This is a genomic window from Acinetobacter seifertii (assembly GCF_000368065.1).
GTDB lineage: Bacteria > Pseudomonadota > Gammaproteobacteria > Pseudomonadales > Moraxellaceae > Acinetobacter > Acinetobacter seifertii.
This window is the reverse complement of sequence record NZ_KB851205.1, coordinates 113,233-136,392: the sequence shown is the minus strand read 5'-3', so window position 1 is coordinate 136,392 and position 23,160 is coordinate 113,233. Positions and strand designations below refer to the sequence as shown.

At 40.0% G+C, this 23,160-nt stretch carries 18 protein-coding genes; 15 read left to right on the top strand and 3 right to left on the bottom strand.

Annotation, left to right across the window (positions count from 1 at the left end):
* The first annotated feature begins 26 nt into the window (after nt 1–26).
* From F985_RS24475 to F985_RS24455, 5 genes are all read left to right on the top strand, one after another.
* Nucleotides 27–644 (top strand): sugar transferase, encoded by a 618-nt coding sequence (locus F985_RS24475; protein WP_004706058.1) that lies wholly within the window; start codon nt 27–29, stop codon nt 642–644.
* Nucleotides 645–667: 23 nt separating this feature from the next.
* Nucleotides 668–1,543 carry a UTP--glucose-1-phosphate uridylyltransferase GalU gene (gene galU, locus F985_RS24470; protein ID WP_004706055.1) on the top strand — a complete coding sequence of 292 codons (876 nt, stop codon included), beginning with the start codon at nt 668–670 and terminating at the stop codon, nt 1,541–1,543.
* Between the two features lie 115 nt (nt 1,544–1,658).
* Nucleotides 1,659–2,921, top strand: coding sequence for a UDP binding domain-containing protein (locus F985_RS24465; protein WP_004706053.1), 1,263 nt, complete (start codon nt 1,659–1,661; stop codon nt 2,919–2,921).
* Nucleotides 2,918–4,588: a glucose-6-phosphate isomerase gene (gene pgi, locus F985_RS24460; protein ID WP_004706051.1), complete on the top strand. Its 1,671-nt coding sequence runs from the start codon at nt 2,918–2,920 to the stop codon at nt 4,586–4,588. The genes F985_RS24465 and pgi overlap by 4 nt, the downstream gene beginning before the upstream one ends.
* Before the next feature lie 357 nt (nt 4,589–4,945).
* Nucleotides 4,946–6,607, top strand: a complete 1,662-nt coding sequence (locus F985_RS24455; RefSeq protein ID WP_081401437.1) for an LTA synthase family protein — start codon at nt 4,946–4,948, stop codon at nt 6,605–6,607.
* A 27-nt stretch (nt 6,608–6,634) separates the two neighbouring features.
* On the opposite strand, the gene F985_RS24450 is transcribed toward F985_RS24455, so the two are convergent.
* A complete protein-coding gene (locus F985_RS24450) occupies nt 6,635–8,005 on the bottom strand; it encodes a phosphohexomutase domain-containing protein (RefSeq protein ID WP_004706049.1) in 1,371 nt (456 codons plus the stop codon).
* Between the two features lie 373 nt (nt 8,006–8,378).
* Between F985_RS24450 and lldP the strand changes: the two genes are divergently transcribed.
* The 4 genes from lldP to dld all read left to right on the top strand — a co-directional run bounded on the left by lldP (nt 8,379) and on the right by dld (nt 14,142).
* The gene (gene lldP, locus F985_RS24445; protein ID WP_171063687.1) at nt 8,379–10,046 is read left to right on the top strand and encodes an L-lactate permease; all 1,668 of its coding nucleotides are present in this window, start codon (nt 8,379–8,381) and stop codon (nt 10,044–10,046) included.
* A gap of 19 nt (nt 10,047–10,065) precedes the next feature.
* On the top strand, nt 10,066–10,818 hold the full coding sequence (gene lldR, locus F985_RS24440) for a transcriptional regulator LldR (protein WP_004706044.1): 753 nt from the start codon (nt 10,066–10,068) through the stop codon (nt 10,816–10,818).
* Nucleotides 10,815–11,966: an FMN-dependent L-lactate dehydrogenase LldD gene (gene lldD, locus F985_RS24435; protein WP_004706043.1), complete on the top strand. Its 1,152-nt coding sequence runs from the start codon at nt 10,815–10,817 to the stop codon at nt 11,964–11,966. Before lldR ends, lldD begins: the two co-directional genes overlap by 4 nt.
* Before the next feature lie 469 nt (nt 11,967–12,435).
* A complete protein-coding gene (gene dld / locus F985_RS24430; protein ID WP_004706042.1) occupies nt 12,436–14,142 on the top strand; it encodes a D-lactate dehydrogenase in 1,707 nt (568 codons plus the stop codon).
* Between the two features lie 47 nt (nt 14,143–14,189).
* Here dld and F985_RS24425 read toward each other — a convergent pair whose 3' ends face one another.
* Together F985_RS24425 and F985_RS25565 are read right to left on the bottom strand one after the other, a co-directional pair.
* Nucleotides 14,190–15,404: an amino acid aminotransferase gene (locus F985_RS24425; RefSeq protein ID WP_004706039.1), complete on the bottom strand. Its 1,215-nt coding sequence runs from the start codon at nt 15,402–15,404 to the stop codon at nt 14,190–14,192.
* Between the two features lie 335 nt (nt 15,405–15,739).
* On the bottom strand, nt 15,740–15,874 hold the full coding sequence (locus F985_RS25565) for a hypothetical protein (RefSeq protein ID WP_081401430.1): 135 nt from the start codon (nt 15,872–15,874) through the stop codon (nt 15,740–15,742).
* A 45-nt stretch (nt 15,875–15,919) separates the two neighbouring features.
* Here F985_RS25565 and F985_RS24420 point away from each other — a divergent pair, with 45 nt between their 5' ends.
* From F985_RS24420 to F985_RS24395, 6 genes are all read left to right on the top strand, one after another.
* Nucleotides 15,920–16,630, top strand: a complete 711-nt coding sequence (locus F985_RS24420; RefSeq protein WP_001153627.1) for a GntR family transcriptional regulator — start codon at nt 15,920–15,922, stop codon at nt 16,628–16,630.
* A complete protein-coding gene (gene prpB, locus F985_RS24415; protein WP_004706036.1) occupies nt 16,623–17,507 on the top strand; it encodes a methylisocitrate lyase in 885 nt (294 codons plus the stop codon). The genes F985_RS24420 and prpB overlap by 8 nt, the downstream gene beginning before the upstream one ends.
* 261 nt (nt 17,508–17,768) lie before the next feature.
* Nucleotides 17,769–18,926: a bifunctional 2-methylcitrate synthase/citrate synthase gene (prpC, locus tag F985_RS24410; protein WP_004706035.1), complete on the top strand. Its 1,158-nt coding sequence runs from the start codon at nt 17,769–17,771 to the stop codon at nt 18,924–18,926.
* Entirely contained in the window at nt 18,926–21,532 is a 2,607-nt protein-coding gene (acnD, locus tag F985_RS24405; RefSeq protein WP_004706032.1) for a Fe/S-dependent 2-methylisocitrate dehydratase AcnD, read from the top strand. Before prpC ends, acnD begins: the two co-directional genes overlap by 1 nt.
* A gap of 105 nt (nt 21,533–21,637) precedes the next feature.
* Nucleotides 21,638–22,087, top strand: coding sequence for a DUF2569 domain-containing protein (locus F985_RS24400; protein WP_004706030.1), 450 nt, complete (start codon nt 21,638–21,640; stop codon nt 22,085–22,087).
* A 37-nt stretch (nt 22,088–22,124) separates the two neighbouring features.
* Nucleotides 22,125–23,150 carry an IS30-like element ISAba125 family transposase gene (locus F985_RS24395; protein ID WP_001988464.1) on the top strand — a complete coding sequence of 342 codons (1,026 nt, stop codon included), beginning with the start codon at nt 22,125–22,127 and terminating at the stop codon, nt 23,148–23,150.
* Nucleotides 23,151–23,160: the final 10 nt, after the last annotated feature.

The following is a 23,160-nucleotide window of genomic DNA, read 5'->3' as shown; positions in this document are numbered from 1 at the left end:
AAAATGAAAATTGTAGGTATATTAAGATGTTAAAGAGGCTTTTAGATATTTTTATTTCCCTATTTGCCTTACTTATTCTAATGCCTGTTTTTCTGATTGTAGTTTATAAAGTTCGGAAAAATTTAGGTTCTCCTGTTTTTTTCTTACAAGAACGTCCAGGCAAAGATGGTAAACTATTTAAAATGATTAAGTTTCGCTCTATGAGGGACGGAGTTGATCAGGATGGCAATATTTTACCGGATGAAGAAAGGATTACTCCCTTTGGTCAAAAATTACGTTCTACTACCTTAGATGAAATGCCACAACTTATTAATGTATTAAAAGGTGATATGAGTATTGTAGGGCCTCGTCCTCAACTTGCTGATTTTATGCAGCACTATACTTCAAGACAGATGCGACGTCATGACGTTAGACCAGGTATGACTGGTCTTGCTCAAGTGAGTGGTCGTAATAACTTAAGTTGGGAAGAGAAATTCGAATTAGATGTTGAATATGTAGAGAAACATAATATCTGGTTAGATTTTAAAATTATGGTAAAAACCGTTCAGGTCATGTTGAAAAAAGAGGGTATTAATGCACCAGATCAGTTAGTTGGAGCAAGCCGTTTTTCAGGGTCTTCAAAAAAAGATGAAGTACAATATTAATTGTTAGTTATAAAGTTAGTCACATGATCAAAAAAGCAGTTTTACCAGTTGCTGGTTTAGGTACACGGTTTTTACCCGCAAGCAAGTCTATTCCTAAGGAAATGGTTACTGTAGTTGACCGTCCTGCTATTGAATACGTAGTACGTGAAGCGGTGGAAGCTGGAATTGAACAAATTATTTTTGTAACTCATTCGGCGAAGGTTGCTATTGAAGATTATTTTGACCATGATTTTGAGTTGGAAACAATACTAAAACAAAAGCAAAAAATTGATTTAATTAAAGAGATTACTGATATTTTACCCTCCAACGTGAGCATTGTAAGTGTACGTCAGCCTCAGCCATTAGGACTAGGTCATGCGGTATTATGCGCTAAAAGTGTAATAGGAAATGATGATTTTGCTGTATTATTACCCGATGTTTTGGTTAAAGATAATTCAGAAAAAAATGATCTGTCCCAAATGGTTGCGCGTTATACGGAGCATAAAGCCGCTCAGATTATGGTAGAAGCAGTGCCTGATCATCTGGTTGATCAATATGGTATTGTTGATGTTTCGAAAATACCATATATCGGCGAAAGTGTAGCTATACAAGGAATTATTGAAAAGCCCGCGATAGGGACTGCCCCTTCAAGTCTCGCTGTTGTTGGTCGTTACATATTGCCTGCAAAAATTATGCAGATCTTAGAGAATATTCCTACAGGTGCAAGTAGTGAGATTCAATTAACAGATGCGATTGCGATGTTACAACAATCTGATAGGGTTGAAGCTTATCGTATGCGAGGAGAAACCTTTGATTGTGGTAGTAAACTTGGTTATTTAAAAGCTGTACTTCACTATGGCATAGAGCATCCTAAGTTAGGTCATGATTTTAAGAAGTTAATTCAAGAACTTAAATTATAAGATTTTGCGGCTCTATTTAAGCATTTGTAAAATTTAATAAATGTACGAGCTAAGTAATATATTCTCTTCCCTTGAAAGGAAGAGAATTCTATAAAATATTAAAAACAGGTGTGAAATGAAAATCGCAGTGTTTGGAACTACATTACATGCTGGTGTAATGGCAGCGTTGTTAGCTGAGTATGGTAATCAGATCTATTGGTGTACTAGTGTCACCTGTGAGGAAAATATATCTGTACTTTCATATCAAGATCAAGAAGTTAATCATTATTTAAATAAACAAAGGAATGCTGGTTTTTTAATAGAAAGTCCGTTTTCTCAAATTCCTTTAGATATTGAAGTATATTTATTCTGTTTTAGTCCAACACAAATAGAACTTGCTTTAAAAACAGTTGAAAAGCTAAGTGAACGTCCAATTGTTCATCCAAGACTAATGGTGAATGGATCTACCTTTGGTTTACATGGTACATCTAAATTAAAGCATCATTTACCCAAAGATGAGTGGGTCTATTTTCCTGACGTGATTCAAGAGGGAAATGCGATTAATAGTGTACTCAATGTTAAACATGTCATTGTTGGAGTTGAATCGAGTTCTGCTCAAGATACAATGCAAGAATTATTACGTCCATTCTTTCGTTTTAGCTATCAATATTTATTCATGCCGATTTTAGATGCTGAATTTACCAAGCTTAGCATTTCGGGGATGTTGGCAACCAGAATTAGTTATATGAATGACCTTGCTTTAGTTGCTGAGAAGTTGGGTATTGATATTGCGAATGTAAAACATGGTATTACTGCAGATACACGTATTGGTGCGGCCTACTTGTCGGCAGGTGTTGGTTTTGGCGGTGAAAATTTTTCACATGATATTCTCACACTCTCTAGCACTGTTTCTGAAACAGGGGTGAAAAGTCGACTTTTAGAACAAGTTTGGTTAATTAACGAACAACAAAAAGAAATTTTATTCCGTAAATTATGGAACTATTATCATTGTGATTTGAGTGGGAAAACTGTCGCAATTTGGGGTGCTTCATTTAAAGAGAATACTTCAAGTACGCACAATTCTCCCATTCATATTTTATTGGCTGCTTTATGGGCTCAAGGTGTGAAGGTTCGATTACACGATCCTCAAGCTCTTGAGGAAATTGCAAGTATATATGGCAGTCGTGATGATTTAGTTTTATGCGCTGATCGATACGAAGCAGCAAAAGGAGCGCATGCGATGTGTTTGGTTACAGCATGGAAGCAATATTGGAGTCCTGACTTTAACCATTTACAACAGTTAATGCTACATCCTCTTATTTTGGATGGGCGTAATATTTATGATCCTGCATATGTGAAATCTAAAGGTTTTGCTTATGAAGGGGTAGGTCGATTATGAATAAATCTATCGAGAAGTTTCCAAAAGAATTAGTTTCGCCTATCGCTCAGCTTCATTCTTTGGTTGATAAACATTCAAATGTACATATAAAAGAATTATTCGCTTCAGAGTCGGATCGATTTCAGAAATACTCTGTAAAATTTGATCAACTGGTTTTTGATTATAGTAAGCACCGTGTGACAAAGAATATTTTAGAGCATTTGGTTGCTCTAGCAAAAACCAAACAATTGTCTCACTGGATTGAACGATTATTTTCTCAAGATAAAGTTAATTGTACCGAACAGCGTGCAGCTATGCACTGGGCTTTACGTTTGCCAGAAGATTATTCTAAGTCTGCGGAATTGAGTAAACAGGTCCATGCACAATTACAACGAATGTATGCATTGGTCGAAAAAATCCATGCTGGACAATACCGTGGTGCTACAGGTGAAGTCATTCAAGATGTTGTTAATATTGGCGTAGGTGGGTCTGATTTAGGTCCTCAAATGGTGACCCATGCATTATCAGATTTTAAAGTTAAAACAGCCAAACCACTCAATGTCCATTTCGTATCGACCATGGATGGTAGTCAGTTATCAGAATTGCTTCATCAGCTTCGTCCTGAAACTACTTTATTTATTATTTCCTCGAAGTCATTTGGCACTATTGATACTTTATCCAATGCACAAACTGTTCGACAGTGGCTTGAAAAAGCGTTAGGAAAACATGAACGTGTTGTAAAAAGCCATTTTATCGGTGTTTCTACAAAAGCCGAAAAAATGTCAGAGTGGGGAATTGCTCCTGAAAATCAATTACTCCTTTGGGACTGGGTTGGTGGACGATATTCTCTATGGTCATGTATTGGTTTACCTATAGCATTATCAGTTGGGATTGATGGTTTTCAGCAGCTTTTAGCTGGTGCTCATGCTGTTGATGAGCATTTCCAAAATACAAGTTTTGAGCAAAATATTCCTGTACTCATGGCATTATTGGGGGTCTGGAATAATAATTTTTTAAATATTCAGACTCATGCTGTATTACCTTATGATGGCCGTTTAAAATATTTTGCGGCTTATTTACAACAGTTAGAAATGGAATCTAACGGTAAATCTATACAACGTGGTGGACAGAAAGTTGAATTAGATACTTGCCCAATTGTATGGGGTGAAGTTGGACCAAATGCCCAACATGCATTTTACCAACTGCTCCACCAAGGAACTCAAGCAGTAAGCTGTGATTTTATTGCGCCGATACAACGTTATAATGCAGATCATTTTACTTATGTAGAGAATGCTGAAGCGTTGATTGAACAACACCATCTAGCGCTTTCAAATTGTTTAGCGCAGTCACGGTTGTTAGCTTTTGGTAATGAAGCATTAGATTCAAAAGAACTAGAGAACTTGCCTATTCATAAGCAATACGAAGGAAACCAACCAAGTTCAACATTACTTTTAAAAGAACTAAATCCTTATAGTTTAGGAAAGTTGATTGCTTTATATGAGCATAAAGTATTTGTCCAGTCTGTAATTTGGAATATTAATCCGTTTGATCAATGGGGCGTTGAGAAAGGTAAACAGATTGCTGATCAATTACTTCCTATTCTAAATGGTGCCCAAAATGATCTTTCAGCACTCGACGCATCAACACGTGGATTGATTAAAATTTTATTAGAAAAAGTTGACGGATAAAATCTTAGACAAAATTAAAGTGAGATATAAAAGTTGATTATTTAATTTTTCTAAATATCAGTTATATATCTTTCTTAAAGTCAGATAGTACTCTTTTCTAAAAAGAGGCTACAGTTGCTGTGACTACTTTCATGTTAGTATTCGCCATAATCCCCTGTTAGCCTCTTTTTTGTCGTCATGGTTTTTTTACGTCAACAGCTTTTATTTATCTTTATTGCCTTTTTATCCACCTGCGTAGGTGTATATGTTGCATGGGATATGAACTTGACATGGGATAAGTTTTATAGCTATTTGATTTCAGAAAAAGCTATTTTTTCAATTCTCTTTAACTATGCAGTAATTCAACTATTTTTTATTATAGTGGGCCGAAAGTATACAGCTCTTTTTTTAAGTCAATTATTCGTTATATTTTTAAATTTTATTAATAAAAAGAAGCAACAATATTTATTTAGTAATTTAAGTCCGGAAGATATTTTTTTACTTCCAGAGGCTATGAAGGCAACGCCTTGGCACTTACAACTTATCTTTTTTACTCTCATTATTTTCTTTCTTATTGTACTCCTGATTGCCATACGTAAAGAGAGTAAAGCTACTTTTCATACCTATGTTCCCAATATTGTTATTTTTGGATTGCTTGGGAGTGGTTTAGTTTACTTAAATTTTATTAAAAACCCTACGGGAGCGTGTTTTGCAGAAAACAAACCCATGATTTGTGCCAGCTTACAGGAATTTCCAAATACGAGAAATGACTGGATTGGAGACTATCGAAAAATTCAAGATTATGGTTTTGTGACTTTTTACGTATCTAAGGTATTGGATAATGTAACCAGTGTTTTATTACCTAACCGTAAAGTATCTGAGCAAGAGATACAGCAGATTTTGCAGCAACACCATTCTATTCAATCTTTAGAAGACAATGAGAAGGAATATCCGAACATTGTTATTGTGATGGAAGAATCTTTTTGGGATTCTCACCATTTAGATAGTGGTTTATCAAAAGACTTACTATCTTTTGTTCATCAAAATCAAGTGTCTAATTTATTGTCTCCTTCTTTTGGAGGAGGTACTGCGAATGTTGAGTTTGAAGTCCTTACAAGCCTTAATACAACTTTTTTCCCAAATGAGTTGTTATATGTTTCTAAACTGAAAAAGCCAATTTATGCTCTGCCTTATTATTTAAACTCAATTGGTTATAAAACAGTTGCAATGCATAATAACTATGGATATTACTATAATCGCAATAAGGTATATCCAGATTTAGGCTTCGATAAATTTATATCACTTGAAAATATGATTGCCCAAAAAGATCGATCTACAGTTTTTAACTTGGGTGGATGGGCTACAGATGATCTTATTTTTGATTCGATTAAGTCTACTTTAGAAGAGAGTGAGGAACAGCCAAAGTTTATTTATGCGATTACTGTTGAAAATCACCCAATGTATAATGATGATCGTTTTGGTAAGCAAAATTATAAATTTAACAAAGAGCTGTCTGAAAATGAAAAGCAAAAATTAAGTACTTATACTGCTGGAACTGCACGTGCTAACCAAAAGCTAAAAGAGCTCGCTGAATATTTAAAGACAGTAGATCGACCAACAATTTTAGTGGCTTTTGGCGATCATTTACCGAATCTACAAGAAGTTTATGAGAGTTATGGATTTTTTAAAGATGATCCTGAGCGGACTAATTTAAAAAATTATCAGACACCGTTTGTAGTGTGGAGCAATTATAAATTAGATAAGAAGCCCTTGAATCAGCCTTATATTTCTGCAAGTTTCGTTGCTCCAAAACTATTAAAGTTGGCAGGGTTGCCTTTGTCTGATTACTATCAATTTGTTGATGATGTATCGAGTTGTTTTAGTGCCATTCACCAAAAATTTATTAATGAAAATCAAACGTGTAATTTTGATAAAAAAGCGCTGTTGAAAGGTTATGAAAATCTAAATAAGGATGTATTAGATGGACATAATCATACTTATAAAATTATGCAGAATAGCCAAAAAGAGATAGAACAATAATGTTCCATCTCTTTGAGATGAGCTCTATTAAGACTGAATTAGTCCAGTCAATTCATCTACATAATGCTGCATTGGCTGAGCTTGACGGTCTGCACGGCTTTCAATGTTGAGACGTAGTAAAGGCTCGGTATTTGAAGCACGTACATTAAAACGCCATGCACCAAAGTCGAGGCTTACACCATCGGTACGGTCAATTTCCGGGTTTTGAGCAGCATAGAAATCAAAAATCTTTTGAATAGTGATTTGTGTATCAGCTACTTTAAAGTTGATTTCACCACTACAAGGAAATTTGGTAATCATATTTTCAACGAGTGTTGAAAGTGATTGTCCTGTTTCAGAAAGTAGAGCAACAGTAAGTAACCACGGAATCATACCGCTATCACAGTAAGCAAAGTCACGGAAATAGTGATGGGCACTCATTTCACCGCCATATACCGCATTGTGTTCACGCATAACGTCTTTAATGAACGCGTGACCAGATTTTGACTGTACAGCAACACCTTTATATTCATCTACGATATCAAATGTGTTCCACACTAAACGTGGGTCATGCACAATTTTCTCACCTGATTGTTTAATCAAGAAAGCTTGAGCCAGTAGACCAACAATATAGTAGCCTTCAATGAATTGACCTTTTTCATCGAACAAGAAACAGCGGTCAAAGTCGCCGTCCCAAGCAATTCCCATATCTGCTTTATGCTCAAGAACAGCATTTCGAGTACTGTCACGGTTTTCAATTAAAATTGGGTTAGGAATCCCATTTGGGAAAGTACCATCTGCTTCATGGTGAATTTTAATAAATTCAACTGGTACATTAAGCGCCTTAAATTTTTCTTCGATTGCATCAATCACGTGACCAGCTGCACCATTACCCGCGTTTACCACTAACTTAAGTGGGCGGATTTTTGCTGGTTCAATATAGGTGATTAGGTGATCAACGAACTCAGGCAAAATGTTATAACTTTGAGTTGTACCTTTTTGGCTAACTTCTTCAAAGTTATTGGTTTCTGCTAAAGCCTGAATTTCTTTTAAACCGGTATCTGCGCTAATTGGACGAGCATTTTCTCGAACCAATTTCATGCCGTTATAGTCCATTGGGTTATGGCTCGCAGTAACTTCGATACCTCCTTGCACATCTAAATGGAAAGCGGCGAAGTAAACTTCTTCAGTACCTGTCATACCTAAATCAAGAACATTGACACCCGCATCATTTAACCCGCGGATAGTCGCTTGTTTTAAACCCTCACTGCTTAGACGAATATCACAACCTACAACCACGGTCTTTGGTTTATAGATTTGTCCGTATGCGCGGCCAATTTTATAGGCGATTTCTTCATTCAATTCGGTGCCGAGTTTGCCTCGGATATCATAAGCTTTAAAACACGTTAAAGTAGTCATTATTCAATTCAATACATGTGGTTTGAGTTGTGTGCACATTATACATAGATCATGAAACAGGTATGTTTATAGTTTTTATATTCAAATTTTTCACTTCATTTCAGTAATTCATATCTAAATTTATAAGAAAGATTTTTACGACTTTAGTCTAATAAATAAATTTATAAATTAGAAATTGCTTGATTTTACTTAGTACTATTGGTCTTACCAATTATGATAGGTATTTAATGATTGATCTTGCCAATATCTGTGTTTATGATGCGATCTGTGGTTTAAGGAATAACATTTGCACTTAATTTTTAATTGGTCATACCAATTGTGTTGAATGTTTAAGAATTTAAGGTACAAAAAATCGCCCCGGCATTTCAAGGAGATGACAATGCTCAATATGTGGCAACAACTTTATGACCCTTTAAATAATATTTGGCTGTCCAGTGCGGTTGCATTAATCCCGATTATTTTCTTCTTTTTGGCATTGGCTGTTTTTCGTTTAAAAGGCAGTATCGCGGGTACAGGCACAGTCATTATTGCATTATTGATTGCACTATTTTTCTATCAAATGCCGGGTCAAATGGCCTTTGCGTCTATTATTTATGGTTTCTTCTACGGTCTATGGCCAATTTCATGGATCATTATTGGGGCAGTTTTTCTATACAAGATTTCGGTAAAAACAGGCCAGTTTGAGGTTATTCGCTCAAGCATTTTGTCAATTACTGAAGATCAACGTCTGCAAATGTTACTCGTTGGTTTTGCATTTGGTACTTTCCTGGAAGGAGCAGCAGGTTTTGGTGCTCCTGTCGCAATTACGGCTGCACTCCTTGTAGGTTTAGGCTTTAAGCCACTTTACGCTGCTGGTTTATGCTTGATTGTAAATACCGCGCCAGTGGCATTTGGTGCAATGGGCATTCCCATTATTGTGGCAGGGCAGGTGTCAGGCGTAGACACTATGGAAATTAGCCAGATGGTTGGGCGTCAGTTGCCGTTTTTAACGCTGATTGTGCTGTTCTGGATTATGGCGATTATGGATGGTTGGCGTGGTGTTAAAGAAACTTGGCCTGCGGTCGTCGTTGGTGGTGGTTCGTTTGCGATTGCCCAATATCTTACATCTAACTTCATTGGTCCTGAATTACCAGACATTACCGCAGCAATTGCGTCTTTGGTGAGCTTAACTGTGCTGTTCCGCGTTTGGCAACCAAAACATATTTTCCGTTTTGAGCCTGAAGCTGGTCAGACTTTAGCTCAGCAACCTACTACGGTTCAACGTTACAGTATTGGGAAAATTGCTAAGGCGTGGTCTCCATTTGCCATCTTAACAGTCATGGTGACCATCTGGAGTGTTAAGCCGTTTAAAGCATTATTTGCAAAAGATGGTGCTCTTGAGCACTGGATTTTTAAACTTGAAGTGCCGTACTTGCATAAATTGGTCGAAAAAATGCCACCGATTGTGGCAGAGATGAAGCCATATGAAGCGATTTATAAGTTTGACTGGTTCTCTGCAACAGGTACTGCAATTTTTATTGCCGCAATCATCACTGCTATTTTCTTAAAAATGAAAGCAAGTGAGGCTGTAACGACTTTTGGTGAAACAATCAATGAGTTAAAAACACCGATTTACTCGATTGGTATGGTGTTGGCATTTGCTTTTATTGCGAACTATTCAGGTTTATCTGCAACTTTAGCTTTGGCTCTATCGCATACGGGTCATGCGTTTACTTTCTTCTCGCCATTTTTGGGTTGGCTTGGTGTGTTCCTTACAGGTTCAGACACCTCTTCAAATGCTTTGTTCTCGGCATTACAGGCGACTACAGCTCAGCAAATTGGTATTCCAGAAGTGTTATTGGTGGCTGCCAATACCAGTGGTGGTGTGACAGGTAAGATGATTTCTCCGCAGTCGATTGCGATTGCGTGTGCAGCGGTAGGCTTAGTTGGAAAAGAGTCTGACTTGTTCCGTTTCACGGTAAAACATAGCATCATATTCACTGTCTTTGTTGGCATCATTATTACGGTTCAGGCTTATCTGGTTCCGTGGATGATTCCATAACTCCAGTGAAGGAAACGCGATGAGAATCTCCGATCAAGTGGTCATGAAATTGCAGGCATTAATTGAAGAGCGTCACATGAAAAAAGGTGACCGTTTGCCTGCCGAACGCCAGCTTGCAACTAGCTTAGGAGTTTCTCGTCCGTCTTTGCGTGAAGCAATTCAACAGCTCAATAGTCAAGGGGTGCTCAGTAGCCGCCGTGGCGATGGGACTTATATTCAGCAGTTACCTGAACAGTGGCCACAGCAATTGATTGTGAACCCAATTAGTAACTTGATTGAAGAAGATCCGCTGTACCGTTTTGATGTGCAAGAGGCGCGGTTATTACTTGAAGGTGGCACGGCATGGTATGCCGCATTGCGCTCAACACCTGAAGATCGCGCCAAAATTCATCATTATTTTAATGAAATTAGTCGCCACCAAAATGCGGGTGACTCAGCACAGGCTGCTGTGGCCGATGCTGAATTCCACTTAGCGATTGCAGAGGCATCTCACAATGTGGTGCTGATTCAAATGATGCGTAGTCTATTTGATTTGTTGCAATACAACGTCTTGTTGGGACGTAAAAAAGTTTATAACGACCCCATAAATGGTGACTTGCTCAGCGAGCAGCATTTTCAGGTGATGGATGCTATTGATCGTAAAGATCCCGAGGCCGCACGCCAAGCTGTCTGCGGTCATATTGAATTTGTGATTAATCATGTACGTTCTCTGGATGAAGACGAAGCTCGCCAGAAACGTGCAAACCGTTTAAATAGAGTTGATTCAAAATGATTATTTCTTCTGGCAATGATTACCGTGCTGCGGCACAACGTCGCTTACCTCCATTTTTATTTCATTACATTGATGGTGGAGCGTATTCGGAATATACCTTAAAGCGTAACGTACAAGATTTGTCAGAAATTGCATTGCGTCAACGTGTGCTCAACGACATGTCGGCGTTAAGTTTAGAGACAAAACTGTTTAACGAAACATTGTCGATGCCGGTTGCATTGGCACCAGTTGGTTTAACAGGTATGTATGCACGCCGTGGTGAAGTGCAAGCCGCGATGGCAGCCGATAAGAAGGGTATTCCATTTACGCTTTCAACGGTTTCAGTGTGTCCGATTGAAGAAGTTGCACCTGCAATTAACCGCCCGATGTGGTTCCAGCTTTATGTATTACGTGACCGTGGTTTTATGCGTAATGCTTTGGAACGTGCAAAAGCAGCAGGCTGTTCAACACTTGTGTTTACTGTAGATATGCCTGTGCCAGGTGCACGTTACCGTGATGCCCATTCGGGTATGAGTGGACCAAATGCTGCGATGCGCCGTTATATGCAGTCTATGTTCCATCCACATTGGTCGTGGAATGTCGGCTTAATGGGGCGTCCGCATGACTTGGGTAATATCTCTAAATATTTAGGTAAACCAACTGGGCTTGAAGATTATATTGGCTGGTTAGGCTCGAACTTTGACCCTTCGATTTCATGGAAAGACCTTGAGTGGATTCGTGAGTTTTGGGATGGCCCAATGGTGATTAAGGGTATTTTAGATCCTGAAGATGCCAAAGATGCTGTGCGTTTTGGTGCTGACGGGATTGTGGTGTCGAATCATGGCGGTCGTCAGTTAGATGGCGTGATGTCGTCTGCTCGTGCATTGCCTGCAATTGCTGATGCGGTGAAAGGTGATTTAGCAATTTTGGCTGACTCTGGTATTCGTAATGGTTTAGATGTGGTGCGTATGTTAGCTCTTGGTGCCGATACGGTTTTACTTGGCCGTGCGTTTGTTTATGCCTTAGCAGCAGCAGGTGGGCAAGGTGTGTCGAACTTACTTGATTTGATTGATAAGGAAATGCGTGTTGCGATGACGCTGACAGGTGCTAAGTCGATTTCGGATATTAATGCGGATTGTTTAGTACAGGCGATGAAACAGGGTTTTTAAGAAATAACTTTTTAAGTAAAGCAATAAGCACAGCCTCAAAATTTGGTGATTTGCTAATGTTTTGCGTATAGGCATTTGTCACTTTTGAAAGGTCAAAAGTAACCAAAAACCTTTTGTTGAGCAAACAGTACTTCCTTGTACAGTTGCTCAACAGGCGGCATCCCTGCCGCCAACGCGTAGCCAATTTGAATTAAATCTAACACCTAGAGATTAGCTGCTAGTGCTAAGCGTCACTTACAGCCTGCGTGGTATGAGCAAGAATTTGTTTTTGCAATATAAATTGAAAAATGGATACAGCGAACAGGTTTTGTAAGTGACAATGCCTTTGGTTACTTTGGGCAAAACCAAAGTAACAGAATGAACTACTTACATAATTACTTATAAACAGTAAGACTCCGTCGTGCTGATCTAGTTTTAGCATGCATAAGGTACAGCTAGATTTTATATGGATGACCAAAAGGAAACCATCATGCAAACATTTTCTCCTCAAGCAGTGATCGAACACTTACAAAATATTGTAGGGCGTTCGCATGTTTTGACCGATGATCAAAGCACGCGTCAGTATCGTCAAGGTCGTCGTTTTGGTGAGGGGAAAGTGCTTGCTGTGGTGGTGCCGGGCACATTGCTAGAGCAATGGCAGGTGCTTCAAGCTGCTATTGAGGCAGACTGTATTGTGATTATGCAGGCGGCCAATACAGGACTTACTGGTGGTTCAACGCCGTATGGCGATGACTATGACCGTCCTGTTTTGGTGATGAGTACGCGCCGTTTAAAGGGCATTCAAGTTATTCATGACGGTAAGCAAGTGATTTGTTTACCGGGCGCGACTTTAGATAATTTAGAACAAATTTTAAAAGGCTATGACCGTGAACCGCATTCAGTAATTGGTTCATCGTGTATTGGAGCATCGGTACTTGGCGGTGTGTGTAATAACTCCGGGGGGGCTTTGGTGCGCCGTGGCCCGGCTTATACTGAGCTAGCGTTATATGCTCAGGTGAATGCTGCTGGTCAATTAGAACTGGTGAACCATTTAGGGGTGAATTTAGGTTCGACTCCTGAAGAAATTTTGACTCGTTTAGAGAAGCAGAAATATCAAGCCGTAGATATTTTAGATGATAGCGAAAAACAAGCATCTGACCATCGTTATGCGCATGATGTGACTCAAGTTGATGAAGATACACCTGCTCGTTTTAATGCAGACCCGTCACGTTTGTTTGAGGCATCGGGTTCGGCAGGTAAAGTCTGTGTGTTTGCTGTACGCCTTGATACTTATGAAAAAGTAGAGAGTAATGTCTTTTATATAGGTACGAATGATGCCGATGATTTAACAGCGATTCGCCGTTACTTACTCACCTCACTACCAAGCCTGCCAATTGCGGGCGAATATATTCACCGAGATGCTTACTTGATTGGTGAAAAGTACGGAAAAGACACGTTCTTATTTATTGAAAAGTTTGGTACAGCCAATGTTCCCAAAGCTTTTGCGATGAAAGATAAAGTCGATGGCTTTTTAGAACGATTTAAAATTAGAGGCTTAACGGATCATATTTTACAGGCCATTACCTTCTTTTTACCGAGTCATTTGCCTAAGCGTATGATCGAATATCGAGATCGTTATGAGCATCATTTGGTTTTACGTGTTGAAAATAATTCAAAAGTACAGACAGAGCAGTTTTTAAAAGAATATTTTGCAGTGCACCAGTCAGGTAGCTATTTCGTATGTAGTGAAGAGGAAGGTCGAAAAGCGTTCTTACACCGTTTTGCGATTGCAGGAGCGGCAATTCGTTATCGTGATACGCATCGTAGTGAAGTTGAAGATATTGTCGCGCTTGATATTGCGTTACGTCGTAATGACCGAGAATGGGTAGAGCAACTGCCAGCCGAGATGGAAAATAAAATTCTCCATAAACTCTATTATGGGCATTTCTTTTGCCATGTGTTCCATCAGGACTATATTCTTAAAAAGGGCAATGACCCGTTAGAAATGGAACATCAAATGTGGAAGTTGTTAGACGCGCGCCGTGCTGAATATCCAGCAGAGCATAATGTTGGGCATCTTTACATTGCCAAACCTGCATTAGCGAACTTCTATCAAAAACTCGACCCAACCAATAGCTTTAATGTGGGGATTGGGCATACCTCAAAACTGAAATATTGGGGCAAAGCTAAATCTTAATATCGAGACATAAAAAAAGGCGCCGAAGCGCCTTTTTAATAGATGTCTTATGCAGCTTCTACAGATTTAGCAAGTACTTCAGCCATCGCTTTTGCAACAGTGTAAACATTGTTCATGTTTAAGCCTGCTACACAAATACGGCCACTACGTACTAAGTAGATTGCATATTCTTCACGCAAGATATCAACTTGTTCAGCAGTTAAACCTGTGTAGCTGAACATACCTTTTTGGTTTACAAGATAGCTAAAGTCACGGTCTGGTAATGCTTTAGTGAGTTCATCTTTCAAGATGCTACGCATTTTAATAATACGCTCACGCATCTCTTTCACTTCACCTTGCCATTGTTGGTTAAGTTCAGCGTCATTTAACACTTCATCAACTAACCAAGCACCTGTTGTAGGAGGGCTAGAGTAAATACGGCGTACAGTCGCTTTTAACTGACCGAATGTGCACTGAGCAGCTTCTGCATCGTCACATACGAAAGTTAAGCCGCCAACGCGCTCGCCATATAAAGAGAAGATTTTAGAGAACGAGTTGCTCACAATGAAGTTTAGACCTGCTTGGTCTAAAGCACGGATTGCATACGCATCTTCTTCCATACCGTCACCAAAACCTTGGTAAGCGATGTCTAGGAATGGAATAAGGTTACGGTCTTTTAATACTGCAATCACTTGATCCCACTGTGCTGGGTTTAAGTCAGCACCCGTTGGGTTGTGGCAGCATGGGTGCAACAACACAATGCTTTGCTCAGGCAAAGTTTTAAGTGTAGACAACATACCGTCAAAATCTACACCACGTGTTTCGTTGTCGAAATATGGATAGAAATGAGTTTTGATGCCAGCGCCATTGAAAATCGCAACGTGGTTATCCCAAGTTGGTTGGCTTACCCAAACGTCTGAATTTGGGAAATAAGTTTTTAAGAAGTCTGCACCAACTTTCAATGCGCCTGAACCACCAAGTGTTTGGATGGTTACAGCACGGCCAGCTTTAACTGCTGGGCTGTTTGCACCAAATAAAAGTGCTTGAATTGCTTCACGGTAAGGTTTGAAGCCTTCCATTGGCAAATAAAGTTTGGTTTTACCGTTTTTAGGCTCGATACGCTTTTGCGCTTCAATAATGGTCTCTAACTGAGGAACAATACTGTCTTCGTTATAATAAAGACCAATACTCAAGTTTACTTTTTCAGAACGAGTATCAGCATTGAACTGTTCCATTAAAGAGAGAATTGGATCGCCTGCGTATGGGGGGATATGTTGAAACATCAAAAAAGTCCTTTCATTCAACAATATGCATAGTGCTGGGTTTTTTCTGTCTCGAAAAATACGCCACAACTATGTCGATGTTCAATAATGTATCAATAAAGCCACCGTGAAGCACCTGATAATTTCACTAATATCGATATTTTCTGGCTGAAAATAATAAAAAGTTTTAAAAGAAATTACGGTAAATAGATACTAATTTATAACTCATGCTTTCATTCAAGCAGATTGTCTACAATCTTGCTGTAATACATTGGTTGTAGACTAAAGTTTGAAACAAAAGATTAGCGATCGAAAAGCAGCTAAAAAAGTGCGATAAATTTATAGGTAAAATAATATTAACTAACTGTTTTATAAATACAAATTGGAAAGTGGTGTAATACTATAAATATAAGGTGAAATGACAGGCCAAATGATAAAAATTGACCTGATGCGTTCTGTAAAGTGTCAACAATCACCTTGATTTTTTTCATTCATACCGCTATAAAAGCCATAATTGATTAAAAATTGTCGACAATATGCAAGATTTGACCTTCGCACCAGAGCCACTACAAAGTCAGGGAAGAACACTGACCGAGAATGTATTTAAACAAATACAGACGGCGATTGTTTTGGGTCAAATTCCGGCAGGTAGCAAAATTTCTGAGCCTGAACTGGCACGGACTTATGGCATTAGCCGTGGGCCTTTGCGTGAAGCGATTCATCGCCTTGAAGGGCAACGTTTGGTTGAGCGTACTGCACATGTGGGCGCGCGCGTGGTTTCGCTCTCACTGCAACAGTTTAAAGAGCTTTACCAGATTCGTGCGTCTTTAGAAGGTTTGGCTTGCAAACTTGCGGCACAGCATATTGATAAAAAGCAAATTTTGGCGCTGCGTGATGTTTTGCGTATGCATGCTGAAGATGAAAACTTTAAAGCAGGTAAAGGATATTACTTGCAAGAAGGGCAGGACGATTTTCACTACTGCATTATCAAAAGTAGTGGCAATAAAACCCTAGAAAAAATGCTATGTGATGAGCTTTATCACCTCATTCGTATGTACCGAATTCAGTTTTCAAACACACCTGATCGACCGAGCAAAGCTTGGGACGAACACATCCGTATTTTAGATGCAATTGCAGAAGGTGATGGTGAACTTGCCGAGCTGCTCATGCATCGACATATCAATGCTTCTTACAAAATTATTGAGCAAACACTGCTACAAGCACAAGGAGAACATAACAATGGCTAAACAATCCGCAGGTCAGCTATTTCGCGATGCAGTAGCCCAAGAAAAGCCATTACAAGTGGTTGGAACCATTAACGCCAATCATGCACTTTTGGCAAAACGTGCAGGTTATAAAGCGATTTACTTATCAGGTGGTGGTGTAGCCGCTGGTTCTTTAGGTTTACCTGATTTGGGAATTAGTAACCTTGATGATGTGTTGACAGACGTACGCCGTATTACCGATGTATGTGATCTTCCATTATTGGTCGATGCGGACACAGGTTTTGGCGCTTCTGCATTTAACATTGCACGTACAACAAAAGCACTCATCAAGTTTGGTGCTGCGGCAATGCACATTGAAGACCAAGTGGGCGCAAAACGTTGTGGTCACCGTCCGAACAAAGCCATTGTGACTCAAGAAGAAATGGTTGACCGTATTAAAGCTGCAGTCGATGCACGTGGTGATGACAGCTTCGTGATTATGGCACGTACCGATGCATTGGCAGTAGATGGCTTACAAGCTGCAATTGACCGTGCGGGTGCCTACATTGAAGCGGGTGCAGACATGTTGTTCCCTGAAGCAATTACCGAGCTTGATATGTACAAGCAATTTGCTCAGAAGACTGGCGCACCGATTTTGGCAAATATTACTGAGTTTGGTTCTACACCACTGTTTACCACTGAAGAGTTAGCATCTGCCGATGTAAGCCTTGCGCTTTATCCGTTATCTGCTTTCCGTGCCATGAACAAGGCAGCTGAAACTGTGTATGAAACCTTACGTAAAGAAGGTACGCAAAAGAACGTGGTTGATATTATGCAAACGCGTAAAGAGTTATATGAACGCATTAACTACTATGCGTTTGAAGACTACTTAGACAACGCATTTGCTAAAAAGAAATAAACAAGCCCTCTTTTAAAAGAAGGGGAAGCGATGGTCTTGGCTATCGTGAGGGCGGCATGGATGCCGCTACGTTGGACTGCGATATAGGGATATATCGTCAGCCCAACAAATGATTTTTGCTTACTTTTCATCCGTGAAAAGTAAGGCGAACCGCAGGTTAATCAGAAAATTGGATGAGAACTCGGCAAGACGCTGTCGTGGTTTTATCCAAGTGAAAATTGAACAAACAACAAATTCAGATAGATAGGAAAGGAAAATCTTATGAGCTCAAATGAAACAACAACAGGCTTCAAACCAAAAAAATCAGTTGCACTTAGCGGACAAGTTGCAGGCAACACAGCACTGTGTACCGTAGGACGTAGCGGTAACGACTTGCACTATCGTGGCTATGACATTCTTGACCTTGCGGCAGGTAGCGAGTTTGAAGAAGTTGCTCACTTGCTTGTACATGGCAAATTACCAAACAAAGCTGAGCTCAAAGCCTATAAAGCAAAATTAAAAGCACTTCGTGGCTTACCAGCAGCACTTAAAACAGCACTTGAACAATTACCACCGTCTGCACACCCAATGGATGTGATGCGTACAGGTGTATCAGTGCTAGGTTGTTTAACACCAGAACACGAAGACCACAACGAAGCGGGCGCAAAAGACATTGCTGATAAATTAATGGCAAGCCTAGGCTCAATGCTGCTTTATTGGTACCACTTCAGCAACAACGGTCGCCGTATTGAAACTGAAACAGATGACGACTCAATTGCAGCGCATTTCTTACATTTACTTCATGGCGAAAAACCATCTGAAGAATGGATTCAAGCAATGCATACTTCACTTATTTTGTATGCTGAGCATGAGTTTAACGCGTCTACATTTACGTCACGTGTGGTTGCAGGTACAGGTTCTGACATGTACTCGGCAATTACAGGTGGTATTGGTGCACTTCGTGGACCTAAGCACGGTGGTGCGAACGAAGTTGCATTCGTAATTCAACAACGTTACGACAACGCAGACGAAGCAGAAGCTGACATCCGTAAACGTGTTGAAAATAAAGAAGTTGTGATCGGTTTCGGTCACCCTGTATATACAGTTTCTGACCCACGTAACGAAGTCATCAAGAAAGTTGCGCATGACTTAGCAGAAGCACAAGAGAACACCAAAATGTACCTCATCGCTGAACGTTTAGAAGCAGTGATGAAAGAAGTGAAAAACATGTTCCCGAACCTCGACTGGTTCAGTGCGGTGAGCTATCACTTAATGGGTGTTCCAACTGCTATGTTCACACCATTGTTCGTAATTGCACGTACAGCAGGTTGGTCAGCGCACGTGATTGAACAACGCCAAGACGGCAAAATCATTCGTCCAAGCGCGAACTACACAGGCCCTGAAAACCTCAAATTCAAACCATTGGCGGAGCGTGGTTAATGAACACAAAATACCGTAAACCGCTGGCAGGTACCCAGCTTGAATATTACGACGTGCGTCAAGCCGTTGAAGATATTCAGCCAGGCGCATACGAAAAACTGCCTTACACCTCAAAAGTACTCGCAGAGCAATTGGTACGCCGTGCCGATGCCGAGAACTTAACTGCTTATTTAACGCAGTTAATTGAGCGCCGTCAGGACTTGGACTTTCCTTGGTACCCTGCACGTGTGGTGTGTCATGACATCCTAGGCCAAACTGCATTGGTTGACCTTGCAGGCTTGCGTGATGCGATTGCTGACAAAGGTGGCGACCCATCTAAAGTTAACCCAGTTGTACCAACACAACTCATTGTCGACCACTCTTTAGCAGTGGAATATGGTGGTGCTGACCCAGACGCTTTTGCAAAAAACCGTGCTGTTGAAGACCGCCGTAACGAAGACCGTTTCCACTTTATTGAGTGGACTAAAACAGCATTTAAAAATGTCGATGTGATCCCTGCGGGGAATGGCATTATGCACCAGATTAACCTAGAGAAAATGTCTCCGGTGATTCAGGCGCGTGATGGCGTGGCATTCCCAGACACATGTGTAGGCACAGACTCACACACACCACATACAGACGCTTTAGGCGTAATTTCTGTGGGTGTGGGTGGCTTAGAAGCTGAAAACGTAATGTTAGGCCGCGCATCTTGGATGCGTCTGCCAGACATTATTGGTGTTGAGTTTGTTGGTCAGCGTCAGGCAGGTATTACTGCAACAGATATCGTACTAGCTCTAACTGAGTTCTTGCGTAAAGAGCGCGTTGTTGGTGCTTATCTTGAGTTCTTTGGTGAAGGTGCTGATAGCATGTCTGTAGGCGACCGTGCAACCATTTCGAACATGACTCCAGAGTATGGCGCTACGGCTGCGATGTTCTACATCGACCAAAACACGATTGACTACTTACGCTTAACAGGTCGTGAAGATGCTCAAGTGGCATTGGTTGAACAGTACGCAAAAGAAATTGGCCTTTGGGCATCTGACATGACCAAAGCAGAGTACCCACGTGTACTACGTTTTGACCTGTCGACAGTCACACGTAACATTGCTGGTCCATCAAACCCACATGCACGTGTTTCAACTGCGGACTTAAAAGAAAAAGGTATTGCGGGTGTTGTTGAAAACCGTTCTGATGGCTTAATGCCAGATGGCGCAATTATTATTGCTGCAATTACTTCATGTACCAATACCTCTAACCCACGTAACACCGTGGCGGCAGGTTTATTGGCACGTAAGGCAAATGAGCTAGGTTTAGTTCGTAAACCTTGGGTGAAATCATCATTTGCACCGGGTTCAAAAGCGGCTGCACTTTACCTTGAAGAAGCGGGTGTTCTAAAAGACTTAGAGCAACTTGGTTTTGGTATTGTGGCTTACGCTTGTACGACGTGTAACGGTATGTCTGGTGCGTTAGATCCAGTCATTCAACAAGAAATTATTGACCGTGACTTGTACGCAACAGCAGTACTGTCTGGTAACCGTAACTTCGATGGTCGTATCCATCCTTATGCAAAACAAGCATTCTTGGCATCTCCACCGCTTGTTGTGGCGTATGCAATTGCGGGCACGATTCGTTTTGACATCGAAAAAGATGCGTTAGGTCATGACAAAGAAGGTAACCCGATTTACCTCAAAGACATTTGGCCATCTGACGCTGAAATTGATGCCTTAGTTAAAGAAGCCGTGAAGCCTGAACAGTTCCGTAAAGTCTACATTCCAATGTTTGACTTGGGCGAAGTTGAACAAGCGAAAAGCCCACTTTACGACTGGCGTCCGCAAAGTACTTACATCCGCCGTCCACCATATTGGGAAGGGGCGTTGGCTGCACCACGTACTTTGGCGAACATGCGTCCGCTTGCGATTTTGGGTGACAACATCACCACCGACCACTTATCGCCTTCAAATGCTATTTTGATGGACTCGGCTGCGGGTGAATACCTTCACAAAATGGGCGTACCAGAAGACGACTTCAACTCATACGCAACCCACCGTGGTGACCACTTGACTGCACAACGTGCAACATTTGCCAACCCGAAACTCTATAACGAAATGGTGGTTCGTTCAGACGGTACCATTAAGCAAGGTTCAAAAGCGCGTGTAGAGCCAGAAGGCGAAGTGATGCGTATGTGGGAAGCGATTGAAACCTACATGAACCGTAAGCAACCGTTAATCATTATCGCGGGTGCTGACTACGGTCAGGGTTCAAGCCGTGACTGGGCTGCAAAAGGTGTACGCCTTGCTGGTGTTGAAGCGATTGTGGCAGAAGGTTTTGAGCGTATTCACCGTACTAACTTGGTGGGCATGGGCGTGTTACCACTTGAGTTTAAACCTGGCGTAAACCGCAAGACTTTAAAACTAGATGGTACAGAGCTTTACAGCGTGATTGGTAATATTGCGCCGCGTTCGACTTTAACTTTAGTGATTGAACGTGCCACAGCAGATGGTAAAGAAGAGATTCTTGAAGTACCTGTGACTTGCCGTTTAGATACAGAAGAAGAAGTGTCTGTATATGAAGCGGGCGGTGTATTACAGCGTTTTGCGCAAGACTTTTTAGAAGGCCAAGTGGCTTAGCCATTAAAATAACTAAATAAGCCCCATAATAGTGGGGCTTATTTGTTGAAAAAATAAAATTAATATAATATAAATCAAACTTATATTTAGTACTTAATAATTAAGATGAATGAGATTAATAAATTAAAAGGATTAGGTGGTTGGTTAACTTTAGTTGGGATAGCCTTAATTATTTCTCCTATTAGGCTGATTGTAACTGGTTACCAGAATTACTATCCTGTGTTTTCAGAAGGGGTGTTTAATTTATTAACTTCAGTTGACTCTCCATACTATCATCCACTTTGGAAATATTATCTTTTTTGGGAAATAGCAGTTAATATATTTTTAGTCTTAATTTCCTTTATTTTGCTATACTTATTCTTTAGAAAACATTCTATTTTTCCAAAATTATTTATATCATTTTGCGTTCTAATTATAATTCTTATTCTTGTGGATGCATCATTAATAAAATTAATATTACCTAATGAAGAAGTTTTTGATAACGATACTTCAAAGGAGCTTATGAGAAGTATCTTTTATGGAATGATTTGGATTCCATGGCAGAGTAAAACTTGAAGTGCGACATAAACCACCTAATTAATTTAAAGGGTTTATGGAGTATATAAAATTGTCATACCATCATCTTAACTTTGAAGATCGTACTGCATTAATGCTTGAGTCAAGAAAAGAAGGCTTTTCAGCCAGAAAATTTGCTGAACTTATTAAAAGACATCCTAGTACGATCTATCGTGAGCTTAAAAGAAATAGCATCAATGACGTTTATCAAGCTCAATATGCTTCTGATAACACTTTTGCTAGACGTAGACGTGGTCACAGAAAACTCAAAATCGATTCAATCCTCTGGAAATTTATTGTTGAAGCGATCCGTTGTTTATGGTCTCCTCAGCAAATAGCAAAGCGTTTAAAGACATTTCCTGATTTGGATCAAACAATGAATGTAAGCCATACAACGATTTATTCAACGATACGAGCATTACCCAAGGGTGAGTTGAAAAAAGACTTATTATCCTGTCTACGTCATGAAAATAAAAAGCGAAAAGCTAACGGTGAACCTAAAAAAGATTCTATATTACAGGATATTAAAACTATTCATGAGCGCCCAGCCGAAGTTCAAGAAAGAAAAATACCGGGTCATTGGGAAGCTGATTTAATTAAAGGTAAAGACAATAAAAGTTCGATAGCAACACTTATTGAACGAAATACACGGCTCTGTATCTTGGCAACATTACCTGATGCAAAGGCAGAATCAGTGCGCAAGGCTTTAACTGAAGCTCTGAAATATTTACCTGCAGAACTGCGTAAAACGTTGACCTATGACCGTGGACGTGAGATGTCAGAACATAAAATACTCGAAGAAGATTTAGGCATAGATGTATATTTCTGTGACCCACATTCACCCTGGCAAAAAGGCACATGCGAAAATATGAATGGTTTAATTAGGCAATATTTACCTAAAGGGATTGATTTAAATCAGGCAGATCAGCATTATTTAAATCAAGTTGCCATGTCACTGAATACTCGTCCTAGAAAGGCGTTAGATTGGCTTACACCATTAGAGAAATTTGCTCAGCTTGTTGATTATCATATGGCTTTTGAAACTGTCGCACCTCATGTTTGAATTCGCCCAT